The organism is Saprospiraceae bacterium, assembly GCA_016709995.1.
Taxonomy (GTDB): Bacteria; Bacteroidota; Bacteroidia; order Chitinophagales; family Saprospiraceae; genus JADJLQ01.
The window spans coordinates 3058169-3083156 of the sequence record JADJLQ010000001.1 but is presented as its reverse complement, the minus strand read 5'-3'; the positions used below and the strand labels follow the sequence as shown (position 1 = coordinate 3083156).

Sequence of the window (24988 nt, the reverse complement as noted above, 5' to 3'; positions counted from 1 at the left end):
ATTATATACTAACATTGCGGCCAAGCAAAATTTGGTTGCGCTATACTTTTTAAATAGTTAGAGTCACTATGTCGTGGGAACTTAATAAATTTGTCAAAGAAGAAGCTTGTTGTTTGAGCATAACCACTTCCTGGAACAAACCCCATAAAATCAATCTGAACTAACTCTAAACTTCGTAAATATTCACAGGAAAGAGGACATTGATCACTATTGTCTAAAATAATTGTACCTCCAGAACTCAATTTATTAACTGCAGCCTTGCAACAATCTAATCTAAATCCACCATAGTTATCCACTATAATAATGTCAAATAATGAATTTTGAAGTTCAAACATTTTTATTGAATCTGTTATAGTTTGTTCTATTAAAGAATAATTTACATTATTTCCCAACTTTGGCTTGATGAAATAATACCATTCAGGAAGGCATTCAACACTAACAACTTCCTTACACCTCTTTGATAACCAAATAGTTGAATTACCGCTTCCCCACTCAAAAACACGAATATCCTCCAAATTAAACTGATTTAAGAAATCTATTGCAGGATAAGTCCACCATGGGACTGGCTTTTTGTTTTTATCCATAGGTCTATTAGAATACCAAGACCTCAACCATGCATATTTAAATAAAAATCCATGAATTACCTGAAATATTGGCCTATATCTATTATTTAAATAATTAATCATAATACAATCAATAAAAAGAATTTAAAATTTATTTAATGGAACTGTAACCAAAAAATTCTCCCACTCGTTCTTAATTTCTAAACCATATTCATTTTTAGTTTAATACATTCTGAATGTGGATAATCTTTACTTGTAAAACAAACTTTCCGTTGATAATCTAATTTAGAAAATTCATCAACTAATTCAGCATTACAAAGATCTCTCTCGCAAAACTTATTAATTAGATTATTATAATTTAATCTCATAACTCTATAATTCCATTTCTTGGAAGCTTCTAATTCATTTTGATAATGCATAAAGTGAATTTCAATATCAGCCAATAATGCAACAGGGTATTTTTATATTCTTTAATATAACTATAATATTTTGATTTATCAAAATCAATAAATTTTAATTCTAGCTTTAAATAATTAGTTAGATTCTTTAACAACCTAATGTAATCTGGTGAAAAAATAAATAATCCAATAAATGGTGTGTTATATACTAATCCATAATGTTGGTAAATGAATCCACCCCAACAATTGTCTGAAATAATACAAAATTTGGAGTCTTTAAGAAACATCCGTCTAGTAAATTTTAAATACTTTGAATAATAATAATTTAGCATTTAGATACTATTTAGGGTTAATAAACTTATAAGCATCTAATTCTCCCCTTAGGCAAGAAAATTGTATTATTCTGTCACATGAGGGTAGTGTGATTAAAAGAATAATTCTTTTAAATAAGGTTTTAAATTTTATCCTTTCTACACCATAGCCGCGTACATATTTTAATATCACGCTAGAGAAATAAATATTATATGCTAACTGTTTTAGATATTCTATCTCTGTTCTAAATCTTGGTATATAGTGAGACAATTTTAGTGATTCAAAAATTCCAACACCCATACCCAAGTCAATCGCACACATTGCTAAATCATTATCTCCACCTGATAGTAAACTGCCCTTAGTTCTATCCAATATGATAGATCTTGGGCCATTATAATGCGTTTCAGAGTATTTTTCAGCAACGCTTCTTCGAACGCATAAACCTGCTCCGCATGGCATACAATTATTATCAAAGTATACATTAGACCAATGATTTCCGTTAAATTTACGAAATGCTAATAAATTCCAATACTTTTTAGTCCAAGCAGGAGGAACATGTTCAAATTTTAAGTCAATTTGACCGCTAAATGAACCTATCCAAGGAAATTCGTTGAAAACTCTCAAAGCTTCATTTATAAAATTTACAGCTACAAAATTATCGTCATCAAGAAATACAAGATACTCACTATTTGAGTTTTTAATTCCCAAAAGTCTTGCATGAGTTAAGCCTTGCTTATTTTCAAAAATGTATTTAATTTTTTTGACTTTAAAGCAATATTATTGAATAATTCAACATTAAATATACTTGGATCACTATTATTATTTATTATTAGTACTTCTCTAATGCTTTCAAAATTCGAAATATTAATAATATCATCAATGCACCTTTCAAGTAACAGTATTTCAGGATTATAGGTACATATTATCACACTTATCTCATTCATAAAATTATAATTTTAAAAACAATCATTTCTTAACTACATTGATAATCTTTGATACAATATCCCAATCGAACTCATTTTTTATTTTTATTTTAACATTATTACAAAAATTGTATTCTGCATTAGAGATGCAATAAATTCCTGCTACAAATCCCTACAATAAATATCGTGATGCTGACAAAATCGTCAGTTGGTAATAATAAAGTCTTTTCCTTTAGAAAAAACTTTGTTAGGGTTAACCTTGACCAATGAACAATGTCCTCCTGACTCATTAATTAATAATAGAAAGTCAGGCAGGTTTCTAAAAGATGATTCTATTGCAATGCATTTAGTGTGCATTTTTCATTGCGTAACCCTGCTGGCAATCCTTGCCTAATATATGGCTTAGGTTTAATTATTTATTCCTGTTAAAATATTAATTAAAATTGAATCCCAATTATATTCCTCATCCATTTTTTTAATTACTGATTGGCGTATTAGGTTATATTGGCTGGAATTCATATTGGCTATATATTTGAATGTTTCAACCAGCTTATTAATGTTTGACTCTATCAACCAACCTGTCTTAAGGTGTTCAATGGCTTCTGGTATAGCATTTAGAGGATTAGCTATGGTGGGACATCCCAATAGCCCTCCCTCTATTATTGTTAATGGCAATATATCCTTTCTAGTTAATAGAATCATGCTCTTTGATTCTTGGAATAATTGATTAAGATTTTCCAGGCCTTTTGGGGAAGATTTGTCAATGTAACCTAAATATATAACATTAGGAATCTTAATGAATTTAGAAGGCGGCTTTTGTCCTACAATAAGCAGGCTATACGCTAAATTATTTTTTTGAAACAAAGAAAAGGCCTTAACTATTAGCTCTCCTCCTTTACCCTTAAAATCTGATGCAATAAATATGAATTGATTTTTAACAGATACTTGTTTATTAATATTAGATTTAAGGAGCATCGTTGGGCCTGACCCATATGAATAAAATTTTTATCGTAAAGATCATATTCTATGGTCGTTTTTTTTATTGCCCAGTGGGATGTAAAAAAAACAGTATGCGCATTTTTAAGAAATTCTATTTCTTTTCTTTTTATTCGATTAAAATCATTGGGGTTAAAATGATTTATATTATGATATGTGTTAAGGTAACTTTCAAAACTACAATCAATTATTATACTATATTTAACTTTAGGCTTATAGTTTATCCATGGGGTTGATCCATGAAAAATCAGATAAGTAGCATCTGTCGATACAGCCTCATCTAACAATTTCTTTATTTTAATTAATCTGTTTTCATTAAATAATGGAAAAATTCTTTTTAGGCTTAATAACTTTTGAAATTTGTAGATCCATTTTGAATATACATTTATGGCTGGATTAACCTTATCAATTAGGGTAACGTTGGTTAATTTTAGTTTAAGCAAATCATACACCTTTCCACCTAATCCATCCCAGCCACCCCGCCTGCGACTAAAGTCAGTATTGGTTATATATACATATGAGTTCAATGTTTAGAATATAATAGTACCATAATATGGCAAATCGGAAAATGTTTTTTTAGGGTCCAATACCAATATCTTGCGGTCGTATGATTTTAGTAGTGCTAAAAATTCATCCCAACTATTGTCCTTATACCAACCCCATGCAAAAGGATGCAATTCACAAACAAATATTATAGACGGAATTTCCAAAAGTTTTGTTGCTCCTTTAATTATATCAAATTCAGCACCTTCTGTATCAATTTTTAAAAGTGTTGGGATTGGTAACGAAAGAATTAAATTGTTTAATGTATCAGTTTTACAGAAGTTAGTTTTCCTTTATATTTCGGTTCTAAATTTGTGACCAAGTGAGACATCGAATTACCATTCTGCATATTAAAAGATAAATTTCCTACGGTAGATGATATAGCTATTTCTTTTATTTTGATTCGATTATTAAGGTTATTGTAGTTTATGTTTTTATGAAGTATTTTCAATGATGCGTATCCGGTTCAAATGCATAGATTGAATTGTCACCTTGCAAAATGGATGATGCTAACATGCTGTACGTTCCAAAATGGGCCCCTATATCGTAGAAAATACTATTGCTTTTAAGTTCTCTTAGTACAAAGTCAAATTGCAAGATATCATTACGTACAACATCGCTTTTAGAGTTAATGTACTTATCCTGATGGGTCTGCTACCTATTTGAAAATAGTATTTTTTTTTATTTAAATAATATGGTTCTCCTCTATCTCCAAAATATAAATCTTTTAAAATTGCAATTGTTTTTTCTATTAACATAAGAGGCATTAAATATTAAAACATTTAATAATATTGTCTGCGAATTTAGGCCAACTAAATAATTTTGAACGGTCTATACCTAATCTGCTAAGCCTTTCTCTATCTAATTGGTTGGAATATATCTTGTCAAGAGCATTGATAAACTCGGAACTATTTTTTGGATCAATCAAGATGGCAGCATCTCCTGCAACTTCAGGCATAGATGAAGTGTTTGAGCAAATAACAGGAGTTCCGCATTGGAAGGCTTCTAAAATGGGGAGTCCAAAACCTTCATAATGAGACATATATAAAAAGCAAGTAGCTGCGGAATAAATTCCCGCTAAATCTGAATCTGGAACGTTTTCTAGAAATATCAAATTTGAAATGTTTGAGTATTTGCTTTTCAATTTATTTGTAAAATTGTTATCTAAAGGCCTTCCAATAACAACTAGATGGGTATCTTGAATTGTATTGGAATAGACCCAATCTAAAAAGTTTAATATTACAAATTCTGAATTTTTATAAGGAGCTAAACTATTTATTGTTAAGAAATATTGATCTGATTTAATTTTGTACTTGTTCTTAACTTCGGACAATCTCTTTTCATTGTCCTCTTTATAGAATATAGTTTCATTCGCTGCAAGATATGATACAAATATGTTGTTTGGTTCTAAGTCTGGCCGGAACTTTAAAATATCATTTTTAGTTGAATTGCTTATAGATATTATCTTGGTGGTAAGGTCTAATTTTTTATATAGATTCAATGTATAATCGTAAAATAGAGTTGAAATATCCGGTCTAATGAGAGGAATTAAATCGAGAGCAGTAAAAAATTTATTTATTCGTTTGTTTTTTCTAATTATAAACGGTACTGAATCAAGAAAAGAATAATATATATCAGACTTGCTAATCAACCATGGGTAAATAAAGGGAATTAATGAATTAAGAGGCAATTTTCTATTCAAGAATGAATACCATTTCAGCGTTATAGATCTATTTAATAATTTGAATGAAACAGCTGATACAAATATATTTTTAGGAGAAGCAATATCCTTGTGATATCTTTTCAAATTTTCAGTGTAGCTTTCCCTATGGGTTGTATGGGTAAGGTAAAAGACATGTTGTGGATATTTGTACAGTTGTCTTATAAAATTATCAATAACTCTGTACCCGCCATTTATGTTATTATTACCAAATTGTCCGGCAATCCATGTCGCATCGATAATTATTTTCATACGAAATTAAATCTTAAGACAAAGTTTCTTTTTTGAAAAATAATTTTAAACCCAAAACGATAATAATATTATGTCTAAGAATATAATATACATAGTCAAAAGATTTCTTTAATTTAAAACAGTTAGAAACAATAACTGTATATGTCTTAAAGATATTATTTGCTTTTTGTTTATAAAGTCTAAGGGCCAAATCATATATTTTTGAATCGTATATTTCGGTTACGCTAAGCTTTTTTGCAATTTGTCTATGTTTAATATAGGTTTGAAGCCACCCATTAAGTAAAATTGGAGCTACAATTTTATTAACAGTAAAGCTATTACTCCTCTTAATATACTTTGAAGTCGAAATAGAATTGTATCCTCTTTAAAATTTGCACACAATCTTATTGCCATATCTAAATCTTCAACTGCTAATTTTCGTCATAACCACCTATCTTTAAAATATTTTCTTTATAAACTATCATTGTTACAGGGTGCAAATAGCCATTATAAAAGGATGCTCGCAGGATTCATCTTTATCTAATAGTTTACAATTTTCTTCATTTGTAAATAATAAGTTATCAGCCTCTAAATAGTGTGATTTTAGTAAATGATCTTGAATATAATAAATGTGATTAAGATTACTATCAGTAACACTGATATTACTAAATATTGCATCAAATGAATTTTCCAATAATGATGAAATGTTAGTTTGTAAATGAATTGGATCCCAATAATCATCGCAATTAATAGCAATCAATTTGCCACTGCTTTTATTTAGTAAAATATTAAAAGATTTCGAAATCCCGAAATTTATACTATTTTTATATAACCTAGCATTATAATTATTATCAATAATCCATTTTTTTATTAAGTTGTATGAATTATTTGTGGAACAATCGTCTAAGATTAAGTGCTCTATATTAGAATAAGTTTGCGATTTTACCGATTTTATAGTTTCAATTACTTCGATTCCGTTATTGTAACACAAGGTTAATACTGATATTTTGGGATTAGGAGAAATTCCTTTATATTCCATAGAATCTATTTATACAATTACAGATATATATAACCATTGCTTTACTCATACCTGGCCATAGTAGGCTCAATGATGTATTCGCCAATTCATTTGCAATTATATACTTATTTTATCATATTCTTTTTATATATATTTTGTTTATATGGCGGTATTGGATAATGAATGATTGTACTTATATTGTTTTCGGATAAGTATTTTTGTAGTTCAGATCTTTTATTGGTTCGTATAACAAAAAGATGAAAAACACTAGTTGAGTTGGGGCATATAATTGGGAGAATGATATTTTTATTATCTTTTAAATTAGTATAATACAAGGAGGCTATTTTTTTTCTTTCAAGATTGTATTTAGTCAGTTCTTTTAATTTTATATTTAAAAAAGCAGCTTGAATTTCATCCATTCTCATATTATTACCATAATAATTATGAATGTATTTAACTTTGAGCCATAATTTTTAGCGCTATCGCTTTCTGCGCTAACTCCTGGTTATTTGTTGTAACTGCCCCTGCATCCCAATCGCACCTAAATTTTTTCCAGGATAAAAACTTGTAGCGTTTATTTGCCCAAAAGAACCTGTTAATTTATTGTTATATGTCGCGCCTTGCGACTGAGCATTATCTTCTATTATATTAAGGTTATAATCTTTAGCTATTTTTAATATTTTATCCATTTCGCAAGCTTGGCCAAATAAATGTACTGGTATTATACATTTTGTTTTTGTGGTTATGTTTTTGATTAATAAATTTGGATCTAAATTGTAAGTGCATATGTCTGGTTCAACAAAACAGGCTTTGCACCAACATATGAGACCGCTAAAGCAGTAGCTATAAATGTATTTGAAGGGACTATTACTTCATCACCATGTTTTATATTTAATGATTTAAGACATATGATTAGTGAATCTAAACCATTACTTGTTCCTATTGTATACTTTACTTTATTAAAGTGTGAATAAGAATTTTCAAATTTAGTTAATTGATTTCCTAGAATAAACCAATTTGAATCATACACTTCTTCAAATGCTTTTACCGCAGATTCTCTAATTTTATTATGAATAATTTCGAGTGATAGAAAAGGAACTTTCATATTACCATTAGACCTTTAGAAGTTACTTTGTAAAATATATCAATTTTGGGATTATAGTAAATATTATTTTCTATTTGTATGATTTTATCGCCATCAGCATCCATCCATCCATTAATCTTTGCTGGATTTCCGTAGACTAAAGCAAAATCTGGGACATTTTTGGTTATTATAGAGCCTAGCCCAATTAACGAATAGTTTCCAATTTTAACGCCACCCAGAATTGTAGCGTTTGCTCCGATTGAAGCTCCTTTGCCAATTATAACTTTTTACACTTAAAATCTTTTTTGCTTCTGGGATATATATCGTTAGTAAATACCATTTTGGGCCTATAAATACATCATCTTTAATTCTAGTTCCATTCCAAAGATACACACCACTTTTTATAGTAACATTATTTCCGATTATAACATCGTCTTCAATAAAGGTATGGCAATTGATATTGCAATTTGAACCAATTCTTGCTCCTTTTAGAATTATTGCAAATTGCCATATTTTTGTATATTTCCCAATTTTATGAGAATTAACAATTGCATGTTCACTGATTAATATATTTTCTTTTGAACTCTTCATAATCTCTTATATAATCTGATTCTGAATAAATATTTGAGGCAAATACCAACTGAACCGCATTATGTGAATATTTCATATTATGCCACGAAAGTGGTGGAATATATAGACCATTTGATGGCGTATTTAGCAAGTGGTTGCTTTTGACTCCATGTTTTGTTTCAATTTCCACTGAAATATTTCCTGCAATTGCAATTAGAATCATTTCCTTTTCAATATTTGCATGGCCACCTCTTATTACATCATGTGGCGTATAATATGTCCAGTATACTCTTTTAATAGAAAAAGGAATATTCTTTAATGATTCGGCTACTGATATAAATCCTAATTGACGCGATCCAATTGAATCAAAATTAATCAAGTATGGGTTTTTCATTAATATAATTTATTTTGTAATCTATATTTGGCCTTATTATACCAGGTAGTACATTTGCGTTAGATCCTAACATTTCATTTAGTACTTCAAATTTTATTATATCTTCAATAGAATGCAATAATATCTGCTGATCTTACAAATATTAATTTAAATTTGTAAGTGATCGCATTTAATAAATAAGGAGGGATTTCACCTTCAATAGTGTATATTCCCTTTTTGGAATCCATATTTACGCTTAATAAAGCTCCGTGATGAAAAACAACGATTTCATCAAGAGTTTTTAATTCAAAAGTAATATCTAAATTAATGTTTTCTATATTGCAATAAAATATTACCAAAAATTTTATACCAGAGGAAATATTATATCACTTCCATAAGACGCAATACATTGAATGAAATTACATTTATTAGATCAGATCCTTTTCGATAACATCATTTTTATCGTAAATGTAGGTTGAATTTATATTCTGAAAGTCTTGATAAACTGCTATAATTGAGTCTATTTCATCAAATTTTTCTAATTTTCCTGTAACAAGCAATATTCCCTTATTGCAAAATGTTTTTACGGCAGCAATATTATGACTTACAAACAGTACTGTCCTCCCTTCATTCCTACTGACATCCTCCATTTTTCCCAGGCATTTTTTTTGAAACTGTGCATCGCCCACTGCCAGTACTTCATCTACTATCAGGATTTCAGGCTCCAAGTGAGCAGCTACAGCAAAAGCCAGGCGCACGTACATACCCGCAGAATATCTTTTAACAGGCGTGTCCAAAAATTTTTCAACTTCTGCAAAATCTACTACTTCGTCAAATTTTCTTTGAATCTCCGATCTGCTCATACCCAGGATAGCACCATTTAAGAAAATATTTTCTCTTCCAGTCAATTCAGGATGGAAGCCGGTGCCCACTTCCAATAAACTCGCCACTCTGCCCTGATACTTATTTTACCCTTTGATGGTGGTGTGATCCTGCTGAGAATCTTCAGTAAAGTACTTTTGCCCGCTCCATTGCGACCAATGATCCCTATTCTGTCACCGGCATGGACGGTAAAATTGACATCCTTCAATGCCCAAAACTCTTCTGAGGTGGAAGCGGCTTTTTGTTTTTTTGATGGAATGATTGATAAGATTTTTTCCGTCATAGCATCCCGCATGGACCGATAGCTTTGGGGGGCTTCATGGGAAATGATAAACTTTTTGGATAGATGTTCTACCTCAATGATGGGCTTGGTACTCATTTGGATGGATTCGATTCCTGCCATTCCTGAAAATGGATTTCGTCCCGGATCAATAAATCCAGGAGTTGCAGGTTAGTGAGATTATATTGCCAGCCCAGCAAGGACTTGGCTTTGGATGGATCACCGTAAATAGCCAGTAGTTCGTTGGGACGGTATAGTGCAGAGTCATGCCGGATAATGCCGTCGCGGTCCAGATCTAATCGTAAACAAGCAGCCTCTATAAACTCATCCAGGGTCCAAACATTGCCGGAACAGATCAAATAGTCATCTGAGCCGGCCTGTTGCAATACGAGATGCATGGCTTTGACATACTCGGGTGCATAACCCCAATCTCTTTTTAATACTGGTATTGCCCACCAGCAGGGGTCGGTCGATGCCGGTCCGATGGATCGTGACCAGGTGGCTGAGTATTTTCTTGATGACATAAGCAAAACCCCGGAGGGGAGATTCATGATTGAACAAGATACCACAGGCACAATACAGCTGATGTGACTCCCGGTAATTGACAGCTATCCAATGGGCGGTAGCTTTGGAGATACCATAGGGACTGGCAGGATGAAAGATGACATTTTCTTTTAAAGGAAGTACCTCCGGTGAAATATTGCCAAACATCTCACTGCTGGAAGCCTGGTAAAATCGGGTATGCGGAGCATAATCAGATATAGCTTTGACCCAGGCCAATACAGTAAGGACATTGTACTCTATGGTATCAAACGGATCTTTAAATGAAGCGGCTACACTGCTCTGGGCTGTAAGATTATATACTTCATCGGGTTGGTAAGTAAATAACAGGTCCGCCATGGCAGAAATATTGACTTCCCGCAAGCGGATGATTTCGACCGATAGATGGATGCCGAGATAGCGGAGCCGATAATCCTCAAATGTGGCCACCGACCTCGTCGTGCCTACCACCCGATAGCCCTGCTGCAATAAATGCTGCGCGAGATAGGCCCCGTCCTGGCCACCAATACCGGTGATGATCGCAGTTTTCAAGGTTTAGGCATACTATTATTTAAAAAATCAGTCTCAACTTTGGACAAAATGAAAGACCTTATATTGTTTTTTGCCAGGAGCCTGGTCCAGGCCGGAAGATTTGTACTCCATGGTGACATTGGTCCCTGAGCCGGTAGGTTTGAATACGACACCCTGCTGATATGCCGGTGTACTCACTTTGAAAGGAAAATATATAGTCCGGGCGCCACTGAGTCCCTGGATATAGCAGTAGATCTGTCTGCCAAATCGTTTTAATTCAGGCTGCCTCCCTTAGCAGTGATCTGGTCCCGCATGGCTGCATGGTCAGCCCTGCCAAACCATCCATACCAGGTCGTATCTGACCTGGTGAGCTGATAGGCACCCGGATAAAGGAGCAGCTGCGTACCACCGATCCGATAGCTCCATTCATTAGACTCAGAGATCTGTATCCGGTGAGTGAGGTCCTCCCCTTTAAGATAAGGACAAAGCACATTGGTGACCGGAGCGGTGATCCTGAGACGAAGGATCTGCTGTTCTTCTGTATAATCTGTGAGATTGGATTTTTTATAGTCGATCACTTCATTGTCATTCTGCCAGGTAGTACCCCAATGTGCCAGGCTAAACTGAGAGGCCCCCGGGGACCAGGTATACAAGTTCCAGTCAATACCCCGTAGGGATGTTTGCGCCAGGGCTGTCCGTTGAATTTGAATTGGTTCCATCCGGAGCTCAGAGGTTTTGCCAGGGTGCCAGTGGGTAATTGTTTGAGGTCGACATTATTATGCATTTTTTGACCGGGAGCCAGGGGCCGGCCGGCGTAAGCACAGGGCCGTCGGACATCATCATCATACTCCAGACCGCAGGCGTGGATACCGAATCGTAAAAACATAGATCGGCACCGAATCATTGAGGTGGATCTCCAGGATTTTCCTGGTCCAGGTGCCGCTGTCCGAATTGGACATCTCGATAAGGGAATAAGCTGCATTATTAAAGGATACGAATTCGACCTGTTTACTTATACCCCAGGCAGTCCCACCCGACCCCATCATCGATCGGCTGATCTGCTCCTGCCCAATCCGGAAACCTGGACGAGGGTACCACCATCGATCGGATATGGGCGCCTGCTGCATGGGCATATAAAAACTGCTACTGCTCAATGATAATGGAGCGCCGAGTGCATATATCGCCACCTCACCCCGATCATCCCCCCGGTGATCATAAAAAGTATCCCCATTCAATACCCACAGTGCGCTCTCGAGGCGATGGTTGGCACCTAGCCGGAAGTGGGTGACATATCCATTGTACGAACAATCCGTCAGGGTGATTTGAGTCGCCGGCGGCTGATAGGTACTGGAGATGGCCAAAGGCGCCGGGCCGGCAAATATATAGGTAGGGGGTCCATTGTAATACAGGCTCAAAAGTGTCCGGGAAAGTGCCGGGTCTATATCTTTGAGCCCGGTGGCGAGCAGGCCAAAACTTCCGGCGCTTTCCTCCGAGCCATCCCCAAAACTGATCAGTTTGCGATTGAGATTAAACCTCGCGGAGGGTGGGGTGAGCAGACTGGTCAGAAAAACTGCGTATTTTTTGATCAGGGGTTGGGAAAACATATTGCCCAGGCCGGCTTGTTTGATCTGAAGCAGGGTAAACCAGATCGGATCTATCCCGGTCTGGGTATAATGCGGGCTGCCAAAACTGGATCCATTGGCAAAGATGCCTTTTTCGATTTCTTCTGTAAGCCGCTTTTTGATCGCAACTGTCCTGGCTGCAAACTCCGGGTCTTTGCTCATCAGCAGAGCGAAAAAATAACGCCCTGAATTTTGGTATTGGAACACCATATTAGCCGGCCCATATTGACTCCGGCAGAGTCAATGATGGGCACATTATTATCATCCCAGACGATACGGGCGAGCATACCTACCAATTGCTCCAGGCTGGTCCTTTCTTTGGCGGTCAGCAGGATAGATCGGTCAGCAAATAGTCCTGCCACCGTCATGGTCATGATCTTAAAATTGCGGACTCCATACCAATACCTGGTGTTCAGTTGGAAGGTGCCGTCTCCGGTCTCATAATTTTTGACCAAGTCCTCCCGGGTAGCCACCAGCCGATCGATGATGGCCCTGGCTGAATCTTTGAATCGCCACGCATCCCAGATAGACCGATACGAACCATCCATCTGCATCAGATGGGTATAATAACTATAGTCTGCCTTGGTACGGCGAATCATCTCCTGCACTTCTGCCGCCGGCATAAAAATGGCACATTGGTAAAACGAGGGATTGAGCAGGATCTTTTTTTCACTCTTCTGCCGGATGGTTGAACCCAGGGAGGATCTCATATTGAGCTCTTTCATGATGGGCTGATCCTGTGTGGGATCCCGTACATCATCTGTATTACTTATAAATATATTCCATTCGTAGCGTTTGTGTGGAAACCACATATTATCTCCGGTGCGGCGGGAATAGTTACACCGATATCGGCACAGGCTGGTTCTTTATTGATGTCATCTTGCTGGCGGGTGATTAACTGTGGTCCGCTAAGCCTGGCACCGATCAATAATTTGGGTTTGCCTTGATAAAAGCCAAAAAGATTAGATCGGGTTTGATGGCTATTGAATACCATCCAGTATCGGCCAGTATTTTGCTCGGCCCCTGCCTGGTCCCATAACGACAGTTGAGGGTAATAAAAAGTCCTGTTATAAGTCAAGTCTACTGTCGCATCTACACTTCCGGACAATAAATTAGCATTATTATATACAGTGCCATCCGGACTGTATCCGTATTCTTTGGATTGAGCATTCCAGCCACGGTACCGTGCTCTGTCCGGATGTAATCCATTGCTAATCTTAAAAGCATAAAATATATCGAAATCCGTCTCTTCCAAGATGGTGATTGATTTTTGTCCTCGTGCGAGGGTCAGCTTAAAAGTTTCCATGGGATTATGATGCCCAGTAAACCATTCGATATATGCAGATACCCGGTGGCGGGGTCTATTTTCATTTCACCCGATGCTCTTTGGAAGCGGAGCTGGACTGACCTACCGTGTTAGAACACATCAGTGAAAATATCCAACTGATCAATAAACCCCATTTGATCCCTGCTGACAATTCGAGTTTCATCATGAGGCCGGCGAGGAATAATATTTATGTAATAATGAGTGGAGATATACATTTTTATCTACTTGTTTAAAGGAAGGAATATCCCCCAAATCGATATCCTCTCCTGGCTGATTTTCTTCTACATCGGAAAAAACAATATTGGCTTTTTTGTGCAGAAAAGACTCGATCTCCGATATAATCTCAGGTACCCTGTAAGAATAGGGATAGCCGATATTGATGATTTGGTTGGAATACAAAGCTCGGCTTAAAATATCGGAAACGATAATATAGAGGTCATCTATATCAATGAGGTTGCGTACACATTTATATTGCATGTATACGATCATATGATTCGAAATCCGATTGACGAGATAGTTTAATAAAGTATTTGGATTGTGAGAGGTGCCTACTACATTGGTAACCCTGCAGATCAGATAATCTTTTTTACTACTGCGGATGAGGTCTTCCATCTTCAACTTGTGTGCTGTGTAGGGAGAGTTTTTGAGGGTGACACTAAAACTGCTAAAATAGATCAGTCTGCCCTGGTCCATTTGATCTATGGTATCAATCAGAAGTTGTTTCTCTCTATTAAATTGAAGTTGATCATTTTCACTTGAATTGGATACACCGGAAGCAAAAATAATATTGGATGGATCATCTGCATATCCTGCAAATGCACGTGCAATCATACCATGACCTATGATCATCTTAAACTACTAAGGCTTTTTTTGAACCACAGGAAAACTGAGTACTTTTTTTGAACCACCGCCTTGCAGGTTAAGTTCACTAAGGAACCTGCCTACCGTCAGGCAGGCACCAAGTAAGTTTTTTAACCACTAAGTTCACTAAGGAACACTAAGGAAATTTTCAAATTTGACTTAAATACTCTTAGTGACCTTAGTGACCTTAGTGGTTTTAGTGGTTTTAGCGGTTTCAATGGTTTTTAGTGGTTTCAATGGTTTCATTCAAAGTATCAATAAACTTCATAATTCCAAAGTCACCTTAAACTCCTCCCCGATTTCTTCCAGCATCAGTTTTTTCCCTAATTTAATGGATTCTTGCAGCACCATAGGGATCCCTCTGCCCAGTTTATCCACATATCTGAGATTTTCCATAAATTTTAAAATGACCGGATTATTACTATAGGATACACCACTCATCATTTTAGGAATAGTGACGGTATTGGGTAGCCTGCCCGGGCTATAAAACTCCAGACGATCAGAAAACATAAATACACGAATTCTGCTACCATCAATTGAATAATTTCTATGGATGCAAGCATTTACGCATAATTCCCTAAAACCTTATCGGGATAGTATGGTTTAAGATCAACTGTTTTAGATCCAATGATATCGGATCCTTTGATCAGATTATTTTGAATAATTCTTATCAGATTATCCACTTGATTATCCAGGGTGCCTTCAATATTTTTTTTATCGATTAACTCAGAAGTGATATGATTCCCATGAAAATGTGCAAATGATATAGAGGCATTTGGCAACCATCGCTGGGGATTGATCCCAAACAGAAGATTTCCGGCTACGGTCATTTCGCCTTCTTCTGTAATGATATCTGTATTGATTAATAGTTGCTTTTTATTATCCTCTGCATTAAAATCTATATCATATCGTTCAAAATAGCGCTGAAGTTTACTAAAGTCCAGATCATTCAAGCCAGACTTAGTAATGGCTGTAAGGTCAAAATGAAACATGCCGGATTGTTGGAATAATCTTAATAATTCCCTGCATCCGAAGACACCTGTTTTAAATTCAATGTCAGTTTTCACCTTGTTTGATTTGTCCCGAATCTCATGATACATAAGTTTTTTCCTTAGGTTTTTTTATTTCCACTAGGCCATGTTACTGAACTACATTTTGATCAACGGACACTGGTTATTTTTTTGAACCACTGAGGACACTTAGGTACACTGAGTAATTTTTTCACCACTAAGGCGCCGACTGTAGATTCAATAAGAAAAAAATGAATTTAGATTCCTTAGTGACCCTCAGTGCTCTTAGTGGTTCCATCATAAATTACATCCGCAAAACTCTTCTCCGTCTTCCGGAAATGCCTCACTCCAACCCACAAAAACAATACACATACTGCCATCGATATCCAGAATCCCGGCCAATACATCTGCTCTCCTAATAAACACCATCTGAATCCATCGATAACTCCTACCATCGGGTTGAGTGCATAGAGTAACCTATATTCTGCAGGCACTACACTGCTACTGAATCCTACCGGGGTGACATACAAACCAAACTGGATGATAAAAGGAATGATATATCTAAAGTCGCGGTACTTGACATTGAGGGCTGTGATGTATAAACCAATGCCGAAAGAAGCGATGAAGGCGATCAAAATAAATACAGGTAAAAAGATCACATGCCAGCCTGGCAAAAACTGATAGATGACAAACATAATCACCATGATGCCGAGCGAGATCAAAAGATCGACCATGGAAGTAATCACCGAACTCGCCGGGATAATCATGCGGGGAAAATACACTTTAGAGATCAGGTTGGAATTGCCCACCAGGCTATTGCTGGCCTCGCTGAGGGCATTACTAAAAAACTGCCAGGGCACCATACCTGCAAAGATCATCAGCATGTATGGGGCTGTGCCCGGAGTGGGCAATTTGGCTATCCGGTTAAAGACTACGTAAAATATAATAGTCGTGAGTACCGGCCTGATCACTGACCAGGCTACACCGAGTGCCGTCTGTTTGTACCGCACTTTGAGGTCGCGCCAGGAGAGGATATAGAAGAGCTCCCGGAAACGCCATAGGTCGCGCCAGTAGTTTTTTTCAACTGAATCGGGGGTAATGATTATTTGTTCGGTGACCACTTTTTTACCACTAATTTTTTTGAAACACTAATTTTTTTTCTCAACCACTAAGGACACTGAGGGGCCTGCCTACCGTAAGGCAGGCACTAAGGTTTTTTACCACTAATTTTTTTTTAACCACTAAGGACACTGAGGGGCACTAAGGTTTTTTAACCACTGAGGGCACTAAGGACACTAAGGTTTTATCTATAATTTTTCTTAGTGTAACTTAGTGCCTGCCTGACGGTAGACAGGATATTTGTGGTTAAATCATTTACCATATTCAAAAGCTTACTATTTCCAATCCATTAATTTTTCTAAAAGATCTATCAGCAGTGATTAATGTGGCATTAATTAGCATTGCTGTAGCAGCTATAATCGCGTCTGGTAGTCTTACTTTATTTGTTTTTCTTATTTCAATGATTTTTTGGATCATATTCGAATCAAAAGATAGAATATCATATACATCTATTCTAGAAATGAATTTTTCAAACAATTTGGCATCGTGTTCAGACAAGTTGCTAAAAGCTAAAAATTCGATTTGAGTGATTACCGAAATACCTATTGAGTCAGCCTTTTGAACATATTCAAGCATTTTTTGATTGCTTTATAATAAAGCAACTACTGCATTAGTGTCTAATATAATTAATCTCCCCATTCCTTACGAAGTCTCTTTTGCTCCTTCAATGCATTTCCACTCCACTCCAACTTACCGACTAAGTCTTTGAAATCAAAGGGTTTTGGATCGGGCTTTTTACTTATTACAATCAATACTTCTACTTCTTCATTTAAAAAGGGAGTATCTGCATCTACTGTAAGCTTACCTTTTTTGGATGTTTTCTGGGTCGTTGTAATGGTATGCATGTGACTAAGTTACTATTAATTTAAATTCTTTGTATTCGGACGCTGTAACCACCGCCTTGCAGGCTAAGTGCCTGCCTACCGTCAGGCAGGCACTTAGAAAGTTTTATAGGTGCCTTCCTGAGGATAGGCAGCTTCTTAGTGGTTTTATTGGTTAAAGATAAGAAGTGATCTCGATGGTTAGTAAATTCAAAAAACAAATGAATAACCTTTGCCTTTATTTGGTTCTTTCTTAATCGATTGAAATCCTTCTATTTCGTTGCTAATGAATTTTTGAAATTGATTCAACATGAAGTCGGGGGTGATGATTATTTGTTCGGTTACCACTTTTTTACCACTATTTTCAAATAACAAACATATAAGGGCACTAAGGGCACTAAGTTTTTTTGAGCACTGAGGAACATGCCTACAGTCAGGCAGGCACTAAGGGAATTACTATTTTCTAAATTCTTAGTGCTTCTTAGTGATCTTAGCCTGCAAGGCGGTGGTTTCAATGGTTTCTGTGGTTACTCAAGGTCAAGCCACTTCATATTCAACTTTGGAAGGTTGAATACTAGATTTAGACGCATTTAAAATTTCAATTCCAACTAATAAATTTTCCTCGGAGTAATCCAGTATGATGCCTTTCCTGCTTTCATCCGATTCTGCTACCTTATCCTCTGATAATTTGATATAAAGGATATCGGTTTCCTTGTCATATTTTACTTTCATAAATATTTATTGATTTTTGAAGTTCGATATACTGTAAGTACTAAATTAGGCATTACTGCTGGATTTATGATTACTCTTATCAAATAGGTTTTCTGATTTTCAAACGTAATCAATTTTTGATAAACTCTCTCATTAACAGATTCTTCGACTATTGAATCCGGCTCTTTAATAGTCTGCATTACATTTGAATATGAAATGCCTCTCGCCTCCATTTGCTCTAAGGCATGTTTTGATAATTTTGTATCTGATGGCATGATACTATTAATATTCTTATTTGGTTGCGGGTTTTCGCCAATATTTAGTACCGCCCCATTGCTTACGAAGTCTTTTTTGGTCTTTCAAAGCATTTCCACTCCACTCCAACTTACCGACTAAATTCTTTGTATTCGGACGCTGTAACCACCGCCTTGCAGGCTAAGTGCCTGCCTACCGTCAGGCAGGCACTAAGAAAGTTTTATAGGTGCCTTCCTGAGGATAGGCAGCTTCTTAGTGGTTTTATTGGTTAAAGCTAAGAAGTGATCTCGATGGTTAGTAAATTCAAAAAACAAATGAATAACCTTTGCCTTTATTTGGTTCTTTCTTAATCGATTGAAATCCTTCTATTTCGTTGCTAATGAATTTTTGAAATTGATTCAACATGAATGTTCTAAATGGACTAAGTGACTCATCTTTCCTGGAAGCTTCCAAGGCATCAAAATATTCTGATTTATCTTCTTTGAATACGATGCCCAGCGGCAAGCTGAAATAACTCTGGATAAAATTCATTAACAATCTTGCGGTCCTCCCGTTGCCATCATAAAAAGAATGTATACTGACTAAATCAAAGTGTGCATCGAAAGAGAGATACAACTGATCTTCGATGGAGGCTGAATGTTCCATCTGACTTTGAACTTTATGACAAAATTCTGTCACAAGTTGTGGTACTTTGACATAGTTTACGAAATATCGATGGCCGGCTCTCACATTATTTAGTCTATACTCGCCGCTGCTACTATCTACGGTGCCTAGAGCAGTATTATAAATAGCTCCGGTGCTTTTCAGTACTTGAGCATTGATATTTTTAATAAAGGCTTCTGCCACTGGGACTTTTTGTTCAGCTGCGTTTAATACATATTGGAGTGCTGAATAGTGATCTTTGGTCATCAGGCTATCAGTTAAAGGCTTGCCTTTTGGCGTAATGTCCTCATCCAGGAGCAGCCTGGTCTCCGTCTCAGACAATGAACTTCCCTCAATAACCGTAGAATGATGCGTGATGGCATAATGATTAAACTTATTGTAATCAATGACCTCGGTTAAACCAAGAGACTTATAGGTGTCGATTAATGAAAGGATGTTATCAAATGATGTCATCGCTTTGTGCTAATTATTGAATGTGTTTGAGTTAACAAAATTAAATCCACACAGCTTCATCCCCCAATACCTGCTCCAGCTCATTTTACCTGATTCAAACTGCTGAAAATATTTTTCTTCTTTTTTATTAGTGGGTTTCGCGAGCTCACTTTCCTTCATCCACATGGCAAATGGAAAGGTAAATCCCTGTTTAGGTCTGTTCCATATCTCTATGGGAAGTATATCTTTAAAAGCCTCAGTGAGTGCATACTTAGGCTTGACATCGCTGAATCGCAAAGCGGGAGGTAAGGATCTGGCCAGGGCGATCACATTTTTATCCAGGAATGGAACCCTGATCTCCAGGGCATGCCACATACTCATAAAGTCAGCATCCCGCAGCAGTTGATTCTGCATATACAGATGGTACTCGATGTCAGAGGCTTTTTCTTTGGGTGTCTCCCCATTCCAGTGGATGGGGTGAATGGCATCGAGTTTGTGGATGACTTCGCTCTCGTCCATATCCAATATATCGCTGATGGTAAGCGTATCATGAAGTCCACGGTAGAATAAATAATCGTAGGTGCTGGATGAATGAGTTAAATAAGCGATTTTTTTAAAACGATCTGCTTGGGCATGGGATGATAAGGAAAGAATACTGCTGGGTAGTTTTTGTAAGGCTGTTTTCCATGCAGACATTTTAATCGAGGGATAGCCTCCAAATAATTCGTCAGCACCGATGCCGGAAAGCACTGCGGTAAGGCCGTACTCATGCGCATACTTTGAAATGAAATAACTGTTGATCCCATCCGTGGTAGGCTGATCCATCGCACTCAAAGCATCGGGCAATGAATGATTAAACACTTGAGCGGTCACCAAAAATGATTGGTGATGGGCGCCGGTCTTTTTGATGGTGATGTCCTGGTATTTTTTCTCAGAATACTTTTCCTCGGAAAAATAAATAGATAGCGTCTTCAGATGGTTGCCCAAATGTGGCTGTGCCAATAATGTCAATAAGCTGGAATCTATGCCACCACTTAAAAATAATCCTATCGGTGCATCTGAAATTAAATGTCGCTGGACTGCTGCTTTTAATACCGTTCTTAGTTCGTCAAAGATTTCTTCGGGTTTATGCTGAGTATAAGCAGTATGTGTGTAATGGTAATACCTTTTAACAGTGTGTTTTTTATCCTCCAGGTTGTATTCGAGAAATGTTCCTTTGGGTAAGGGGACCACATCTTCCAAAGTAGTGATCGGTTCGGGCAAATGCCCGAATGCAAGAAAATACACTTTCCAGTCTGATCTTTCTTTCCAGCCGGGCTTCAGCGCTTTGAATGCTTTGATCTCTGATGCGAAGTAGATTTGATCTTTTTGAATGGAATAATATAGTGGTTTGATCCCGGCGTGGTCTCTGGCAAGGATCAATTTATTTTCCAGCTTATCATACAAAGCCAAAGCAAACATACCATTGAAACGATCAAAACAATTGGTGCCCCACTGGAGGTAGGATTGTAAGATGACTTCTGTATCGGATAGTGAGTGAAAAGATCTTCCAAGGGATATCAGCTCTGACTTTATTTCTTTGAAATTATAGATTTCTCCATTATATACGATCTGCAATCTGCCTGTAGCTTCTGTCATAGGTTGATGTCCTGCAGGTGATAGATCGATAAGGGCTAGTCTGCGATGACCGAGGAATACATGTTGAGCCGGGTCATGATAGATGCCAGCGTCGTCGGGGCCTCCGCGGTGCATGGAGTCGCGCATGCGGGTGAGGTCGGACTGGTTAAAGGTGGGTGATATGAAGCCGGTTATTCTGCACATGGAATTCGCTTTGCGAATTTTTTAAGCACATAGGGATATAGGACACAGAGGACAATTGGATTGAAGGGTGGTTATTCATGGCGGAGTGTTCTATACATGGAATTCGCTTTGCGAATTTTTTAAGCATATAGGACACAGAGGTACATAGGGCACAAAGGAAAATTGACTTGAATATTGGTTATTCATAAGAGAGTGTTCTGCACATGGAATTCGCTTTGCGAATTTTTTTAAGCCATAGGGATATAGGACACAGAGGACAATTGGATTGAAGGGTGGTTATTCATGGCGGAGTGTTCTATACATGGAATTCGCTTTGCGAATTTTTTAAGCACATAGGACACAGAGGAACATAGGGCACAAAGGAAAATTGAATTGAATGTTGGTTAATCATCGGGTAGCGATCTATACAATTCGTTTACAAAAGTCTTTTTTCCTTCTTTAGTTATATTAATTACATTGAAGTTGATCATGATCCCTTTTGGAGAATTTAAAAACTTCATGTAGGATAAAGCTTTTACTGCGTGCACGGGAGGAATTACATCCATTGCCTTTAATTCAGTCAAAATACAATCGTCCACAAATAAATCACACCGTAGATCAGTAATTGAAAAAAAATCTTTAAAAATTATAGGGACGGGCATTTCTGATTTAAACTCAATACCGCGCAGAGTCAATTCATGCTTCATGCATTTGTGATAGATACTCTCCAAGAGCCCGGGCCCGAGGCATTTATGAACTTCGATGGCAGCTCCCAATATTTCATAAGTGAGATCGTCCAGGTATTTTTTGGTAAGGCCCGGCTTCATTTAGGTAGGGTTCTGGGTAATTGAATTCGCTTTGCGAATTTTTTAAGCATAGAGGGCATAGAGGAACATAGGGCACAAAGAAAATTGATTTGAGTTTGGAGTAGTCATTAGTAGAGTTCTAGATAATTGAATTCGCTTTGCGAATTTTTTAAACATATGGGTCAAAAAGTATTGAATGCGGTTCACTTTGTGTCCTATGTGTCCTATGTGTCCTTTGTGATTCATTGGTAGAGTATAGATAATTGAATTCGCTTTGCGAATTTTTTTAAACACATAGGACACAGAGGTACAAAGGGCACAAAGGAGGTTGGTTTGAGTTTGGAGTTGTCATTAGTAGAGTTCTAGAGTATTGAAAGAGGTTCACTCTGTGTCCTTTGTGATTTAAATAAATCACAGATGTCCAATCGACTCAAAGGAGGTTGTTTTGAGTTTGCAGATTCATTTGCAGAGAAATAGATAATTGAATTACCTGCGTCACTTAGCAGTTTTTTAAACAATGGGTTCACAATGTATTGAATGTGGTTCCCTTTGTGTCCCTTTGTGTCCTATGTGTCCTTTGTGATTCATTTGTAGAGTACTAGATTATTGAATTCGTTTTTCGAATTTTTTAATCGATCTCTGTGTTCTATGTCTTCTTTATGCTCTTTGTGATTCAAATAAATCACGAAGTGATTTCCAATTCAATACTATAATTCTGGCAATTTCATTCATCAGCCTAAATTGACCAAATTGACATAACCATCCTTTAATACGTAGGTTTCTCCACTCTCAGGACAAACACCAATCCCATTCTCATCAAATTTCAACTTATATCCATTCCTACTCATCCAACCCGTCTGCCTGGCAGGATTACCCATCACTAGTGCATAAGCTGGAACATGCTTAGTTACGACCGCGCCTGCCCCGATAAAGGCATATTCTCCGATTTCTATTCCACAAACGATGGTGGCATTGGCGCCGATGGTCGCTCCCTTGCGGACATACGTGGTTTTGTACTCATGCTTGCGGACGATAGTGCTGCGCGGATTGATCACATTGGTAAATACCATCGATGGGCCGAGGAATACATCGTCTTCGCAATGGACCCCGGTATATATACTGACATTGTTTTGTACTTTGACATTGTCGCCCAGGCTGGCTCCGGACATCATCACCACATTCTGCCCAAGAGAACAATTTTTGCCAATAATGCTGTCGGGCATGACATGCGAGAAGTGCCAGATCTTCGTGCCTTCACCGATGCTGGCGCCGGGGTCAATGATGGCAGTTGGATGAATGGTTGTAGTGGATGGGTTCAATGAAAAAGATTATTTCTCTTGATCATAATGATGCAGGACGACTTTATAAAATAGTTCCAGATCAATCAAGTGCTTCGACAGAATGGCTTTTAGTATTTCTTTATTTAGTTTTCGATATTCATGAATGGCGATATTCCTGAATCCACACATGGACTTTAGGGAAGCATACATGGCTTCATCAATTAATTTGTTTTCAAAAAGTAATTCGAAACTTTTTCTATACGTATCCGGGATGCCCAATTTTTTATTTTTGCATACCCAGGAAGCCAGATCTATAGTAGCTTGGACACTCCTCTGAACATTTAATACAAACGCATCCTGAATCAATTGGCTATCCAGCATGGAAGGATCCATATTGGTAGTCAGTTTTATTTGCTGAATACAATTATGTATAATCGAAATCTTTTGTTTGGCTACAACAGGAATCATTGGGGATCACTTTTGGTCAATATTCCTTCTCTTAATACATCATCAAATTGTTTGCTCCATGCTTGGTGGTCGATGAATTTACTGGATTGAGTGCAATAGAAAAGGTCGTGAACTAATTCGTCTTTGACAAACAAAGGCTGACCGTGCTCCATAATTTGATGAATCAGGACAGGTGCGTCTGTCATCAGGTCTACCATATCTACCTCAGGGTGGCCGGGTAATAGGTCCGAGATATCCATAGCCATCTCCTGAAGATCATAAAAGGTAAATTCTTTATCTGCTCCCATGATTGCCAGATCAATATCAGATTTGCCTTCGATAAAATACTCAGTCAGGACCGATCCAAATACGTAGGCGAAAGTGATATCAGGTCGCTGTGAGAGGTAGGATATGATGGGTGTGAAGTCTATCAATTGTGAATTGTTAGGGTCGTGTAATCAGAGGTATTAATTTTATAGTTTTTGCCTGCTTTTATCCTCAGCACATTTTTATTAGATTCGGAATTAACCTCATTGCAAGTTTATAAAAAGTTTACGCAAAGATTAATTTGCCTTTAGGTTCAGGGATAACTCTGCCGATTTGATGAGCTGTTTCAATCCATTCATTAATAATAATTTCGGCATGGAGTAGCGCCTCTTGATAACTATCACCATCAGCCATTGCTCCGGAAAGTTCTGGTATTTCAGCCAGGTATTTTGAATCTTCCTTGCTCCAATAAATAATTATTTCATATTTATGATTCATGATCAATAAGTTAATTTATTGGCTTTTGTCATTTTTTAGCATTAGGCGAATAAATTCTCTCCGTTTCAAAAAAAGGGGGTTTTTTTTTTTTTTTAATTCAAATTT

29 protein-coding genes and 4 pseudogenes are annotated in these 24988 nt (G+C 36.8%); all 33 read right to left on the bottom strand.

Features of this window, described 5'->3' with window-relative positions; translation table 11 throughout:
- Positions 1-8: 8 nt before the first annotated feature.
- On the bottom strand, positions 9-584 hold the full coding sequence (locus tag IPJ09_13125) for a hypothetical protein (GenBank protein ID MBK7372356.1): 576 nt from the start codon (positions 582-584) through the stop codon (positions 9-11).
- A 123-nt stretch (positions 585-707) separates the two neighbouring features.
- A pseudogene (locus IPJ09_13120) lies at positions 708-1293 on the bottom strand (DUF1919 domain-containing protein).
- A gap of 7 nt (positions 1294-1300) precedes the next feature.
- Positions 1301-2029 (bottom strand): glycosyltransferase, encoded by a 729-nt coding sequence (locus IPJ09_13115; GenBank protein MBK7372355.1) that lies wholly within the window; start codon positions 2027-2029, stop codon positions 1301-1303.
- Between the two features lie 575 nt (positions 2030-2604).
- Positions 2605-3171 (bottom strand): glycosyltransferase, encoded by a 567-nt coding sequence (locus IPJ09_13110; protein MBK7372354.1) that lies wholly within the window; start codon positions 3169-3171, stop codon positions 2605-2607.
- 551 nt (positions 3172-3722) lie between these two features.
- Positions 3723-3986 carry an FkbM family methyltransferase gene (locus tag IPJ09_13105; protein MBK7372353.1) on the bottom strand — a complete coding sequence of 88 codons (264 nt, stop codon included), beginning with the start codon at positions 3984-3986 and terminating at the stop codon, positions 3723-3725.
- A 515-nt stretch (positions 3987-4501) separates the two neighbouring features.
- On the bottom strand, positions 4502-5707 hold the full coding sequence (locus tag IPJ09_13100; protein ID MBK7372352.1) for a glycosyltransferase family 4 protein: 1206 nt from the start codon (positions 5705-5707) through the stop codon (positions 4502-4504).
- 466 nt (positions 5708-6173) lie between these two features.
- The gene (locus IPJ09_13095) at positions 6174-6725 is read right to left on the bottom strand and encodes a glycosyltransferase family 2 protein (GenBank protein ID MBK7372351.1); all 552 of its coding nucleotides are present in this window, start codon (positions 6723-6725) and stop codon (positions 6174-6176) included.
- Positions 6715-7809, bottom strand: a pseudogene (locus tag IPJ09_13090) (DegT/DnrJ/EryC1/StrS family aminotransferase). Before IPJ09_13090 ends, IPJ09_13095 begins: the two are co-directional and overlap by 11 nt.
- A pseudogene (locus tag IPJ09_13085) lies at positions 7806-8379 on the bottom strand (N-acetyltransferase). The pseudogenes IPJ09_13090 and IPJ09_13085 overlap by 4 nt, the downstream one beginning before the upstream one ends.
- Positions 8345-8752 carry an FdtA/QdtA family cupin domain-containing protein gene (locus tag IPJ09_13080; GenBank protein MBK7372350.1) on the bottom strand — a complete coding sequence of 136 codons (408 nt, stop codon included), beginning with the start codon at positions 8750-8752 and terminating at the stop codon, positions 8345-8347. The pseudogene IPJ09_13085 and the gene IPJ09_13080 overlap by 35 nt, the downstream one beginning before the upstream one ends.
- A 407-nt stretch (positions 8753-9159) precedes the next feature.
- Positions 9160-9992: pseudogene (locus IPJ09_13075) on the bottom strand (ABC transporter ATP-binding protein).
- Positions 9989-10291, bottom strand: coding sequence for a GDP-mannose 4,6-dehydratase (locus tag IPJ09_13070; protein ID MBK7372349.1), 303 nt, complete (start codon positions 10289-10291; stop codon positions 9989-9991). The pseudogene IPJ09_13075 and the gene IPJ09_13070 overlap by 4 nt, the downstream one beginning before the upstream one ends.
- Complete coding sequence (locus tag IPJ09_13065; protein MBK7372348.1) at positions 10257-10985, bottom strand: GDP-mannose 4,6-dehydratase; 729 nt, start codon at positions 10983-10985, stop codon at positions 10257-10259. Before IPJ09_13065 ends, IPJ09_13070 begins: the two co-directional genes overlap by 35 nt.
- A gap of 33 nt (positions 10986-11018) precedes the next feature.
- Positions 11019-11162, bottom strand: a complete 144-nt coding sequence (locus IPJ09_13060) for a hypothetical protein (GenBank protein ID MBK7372347.1) — start codon at positions 11160-11162, stop codon at positions 11019-11021.
- Between the two features lie 74 nt (positions 11163-11236).
- Positions 11237-11683, bottom strand: coding sequence for a hypothetical protein (locus tag IPJ09_13055; GenBank protein MBK7372346.1), 447 nt, complete (start codon positions 11681-11683; stop codon positions 11237-11239).
- A 123-nt stretch (positions 11684-11806) separates the two neighbouring features.
- Positions 11807-12748 (bottom strand): hypothetical protein, encoded by a 942-nt coding sequence (locus IPJ09_13050; protein MBK7372345.1) that lies wholly within the window; start codon positions 12746-12748, stop codon positions 11807-11809.
- A complete protein-coding gene (locus tag IPJ09_13045; GenBank protein ID MBK7372344.1) occupies positions 12748-13398 on the bottom strand; it encodes a hypothetical protein in 651 nt (216 codons plus the stop codon). Before IPJ09_13045 ends, IPJ09_13050 begins: the two co-directional genes overlap by 1 nt.
- Positions 13356-13892, bottom strand: coding sequence for a hypothetical protein (locus IPJ09_13040; GenBank protein ID MBK7372343.1), 537 nt, complete (start codon positions 13890-13892; stop codon positions 13356-13358). Before IPJ09_13040 ends, IPJ09_13045 begins: the two co-directional genes overlap by 43 nt.
- Positions 13893-14075: 183 nt before the next feature.
- Positions 14076-14762 (bottom strand): NAD-dependent epimerase/dehydratase family protein, encoded by a 687-nt coding sequence (locus tag IPJ09_13035; GenBank protein MBK7372342.1) that lies wholly within the window; start codon positions 14760-14762, stop codon positions 14076-14078.
- 276 nt (positions 14763-15038) lie between these two features.
- Positions 15039-15284, bottom strand: coding sequence for a hypothetical protein (locus IPJ09_13030; protein MBK7372341.1), 246 nt, complete (start codon positions 15282-15284; stop codon positions 15039-15041).
- A 53-nt stretch (positions 15285-15337) separates the two neighbouring features.
- Entirely contained in the window at positions 15338-15841 is a 504-nt protein-coding gene (locus IPJ09_13025; protein MBK7372340.1) for a hypothetical protein, read from the bottom strand.
- A 209-nt stretch (positions 15842-16050) separates the two neighbouring features.
- Complete coding sequence (locus IPJ09_13020) at positions 16051-16920, bottom strand: ABC transporter permease (protein ID MBK7372339.1); 870 nt, start codon at positions 16918-16920, stop codon at positions 16051-16053.
- Positions 16921-17167: 247 nt separating this feature from the next.
- Positions 17168-17479 carry a type II toxin-antitoxin system VapC family toxin gene (locus IPJ09_13015; protein MBK7372338.1) on the bottom strand — a complete coding sequence of 104 codons (312 nt, stop codon included), beginning with the start codon at positions 17477-17479 and terminating at the stop codon, positions 17168-17170.
- A gap of 50 nt (positions 17480-17529) precedes the next feature.
- Positions 17530-17748, bottom strand: coding sequence for a hypothetical protein (locus IPJ09_13010; protein MBK7372337.1), 219 nt, complete (start codon positions 17746-17748; stop codon positions 17530-17532).
- A 513-nt stretch (positions 17749-18261) separates the two neighbouring features.
- Positions 18262-18456, bottom strand: coding sequence for a DUF2283 domain-containing protein (locus IPJ09_13005; protein ID MBK7372336.1), 195 nt, complete (start codon positions 18454-18456; stop codon positions 18262-18264).
- Complete coding sequence (locus IPJ09_13000) at positions 18453-18710, bottom strand: DUF4258 domain-containing protein (GenBank protein ID MBK7372335.1); 258 nt, start codon at positions 18708-18710, stop codon at positions 18453-18455. Before IPJ09_13000 ends, IPJ09_13005 begins: the two co-directional genes overlap by 4 nt.
- Positions 18711-18993: 283 nt before the next feature.
- Complete coding sequence (locus tag IPJ09_12995) at positions 18994-19806, bottom strand: Fic family protein (GenBank protein MBK7372334.1); 813 nt, start codon at positions 19804-19806, stop codon at positions 18994-18996.
- Positions 19807-19815: 9 nt separating this feature from the next.
- The gene (gene asnB, locus IPJ09_12990; GenBank protein ID MBK7372333.1) at positions 19816-21606 is read right to left on the bottom strand and encodes an asparagine synthase (glutamine-hydrolyzing); all 1791 of its coding nucleotides are present in this window, start codon (positions 21604-21606) and stop codon (positions 19816-19818) included.
- A 383-nt stretch (positions 21607-21989) separates the two neighbouring features.
- Positions 21990-22412, bottom strand: coding sequence for a GxxExxY protein (locus tag IPJ09_12985; protein MBK7372332.1), 423 nt, complete (start codon positions 22410-22412; stop codon positions 21990-21992).
- 710 nt (positions 22413-23122) lie between these two features.
- A complete protein-coding gene (locus IPJ09_12980) occupies positions 23123-23614 on the bottom strand; it encodes an N-acetyltransferase (protein ID MBK7372331.1) in 492 nt (163 codons plus the stop codon).
- Between the two features lie 105 nt (positions 23615-23719).
- The gene (locus IPJ09_12975) at positions 23720-24139 is read right to left on the bottom strand and encodes a DUF86 domain-containing protein (GenBank protein ID MBK7372330.1); all 420 of its coding nucleotides are present in this window, start codon (positions 24137-24139) and stop codon (positions 23720-23722) included.
- Positions 24136-24552: a hypothetical protein gene (locus tag IPJ09_12970; GenBank protein MBK7372329.1), complete on the bottom strand. Its 417-nt coding sequence runs from the start codon at positions 24550-24552 to the stop codon at positions 24136-24138. The genes IPJ09_12975 and IPJ09_12970 overlap by 4 nt, the downstream gene beginning before the upstream one ends.
- Positions 24553-24670: 118 nt before the next feature.
- Positions 24671-24883 (bottom strand): type II toxin-antitoxin system HicB family antitoxin, encoded by a 213-nt coding sequence (locus IPJ09_12965; GenBank protein ID MBK7372328.1) that lies wholly within the window; start codon positions 24881-24883, stop codon positions 24671-24673.
- Positions 24884-24988: the final 105 nt, after the last annotated feature.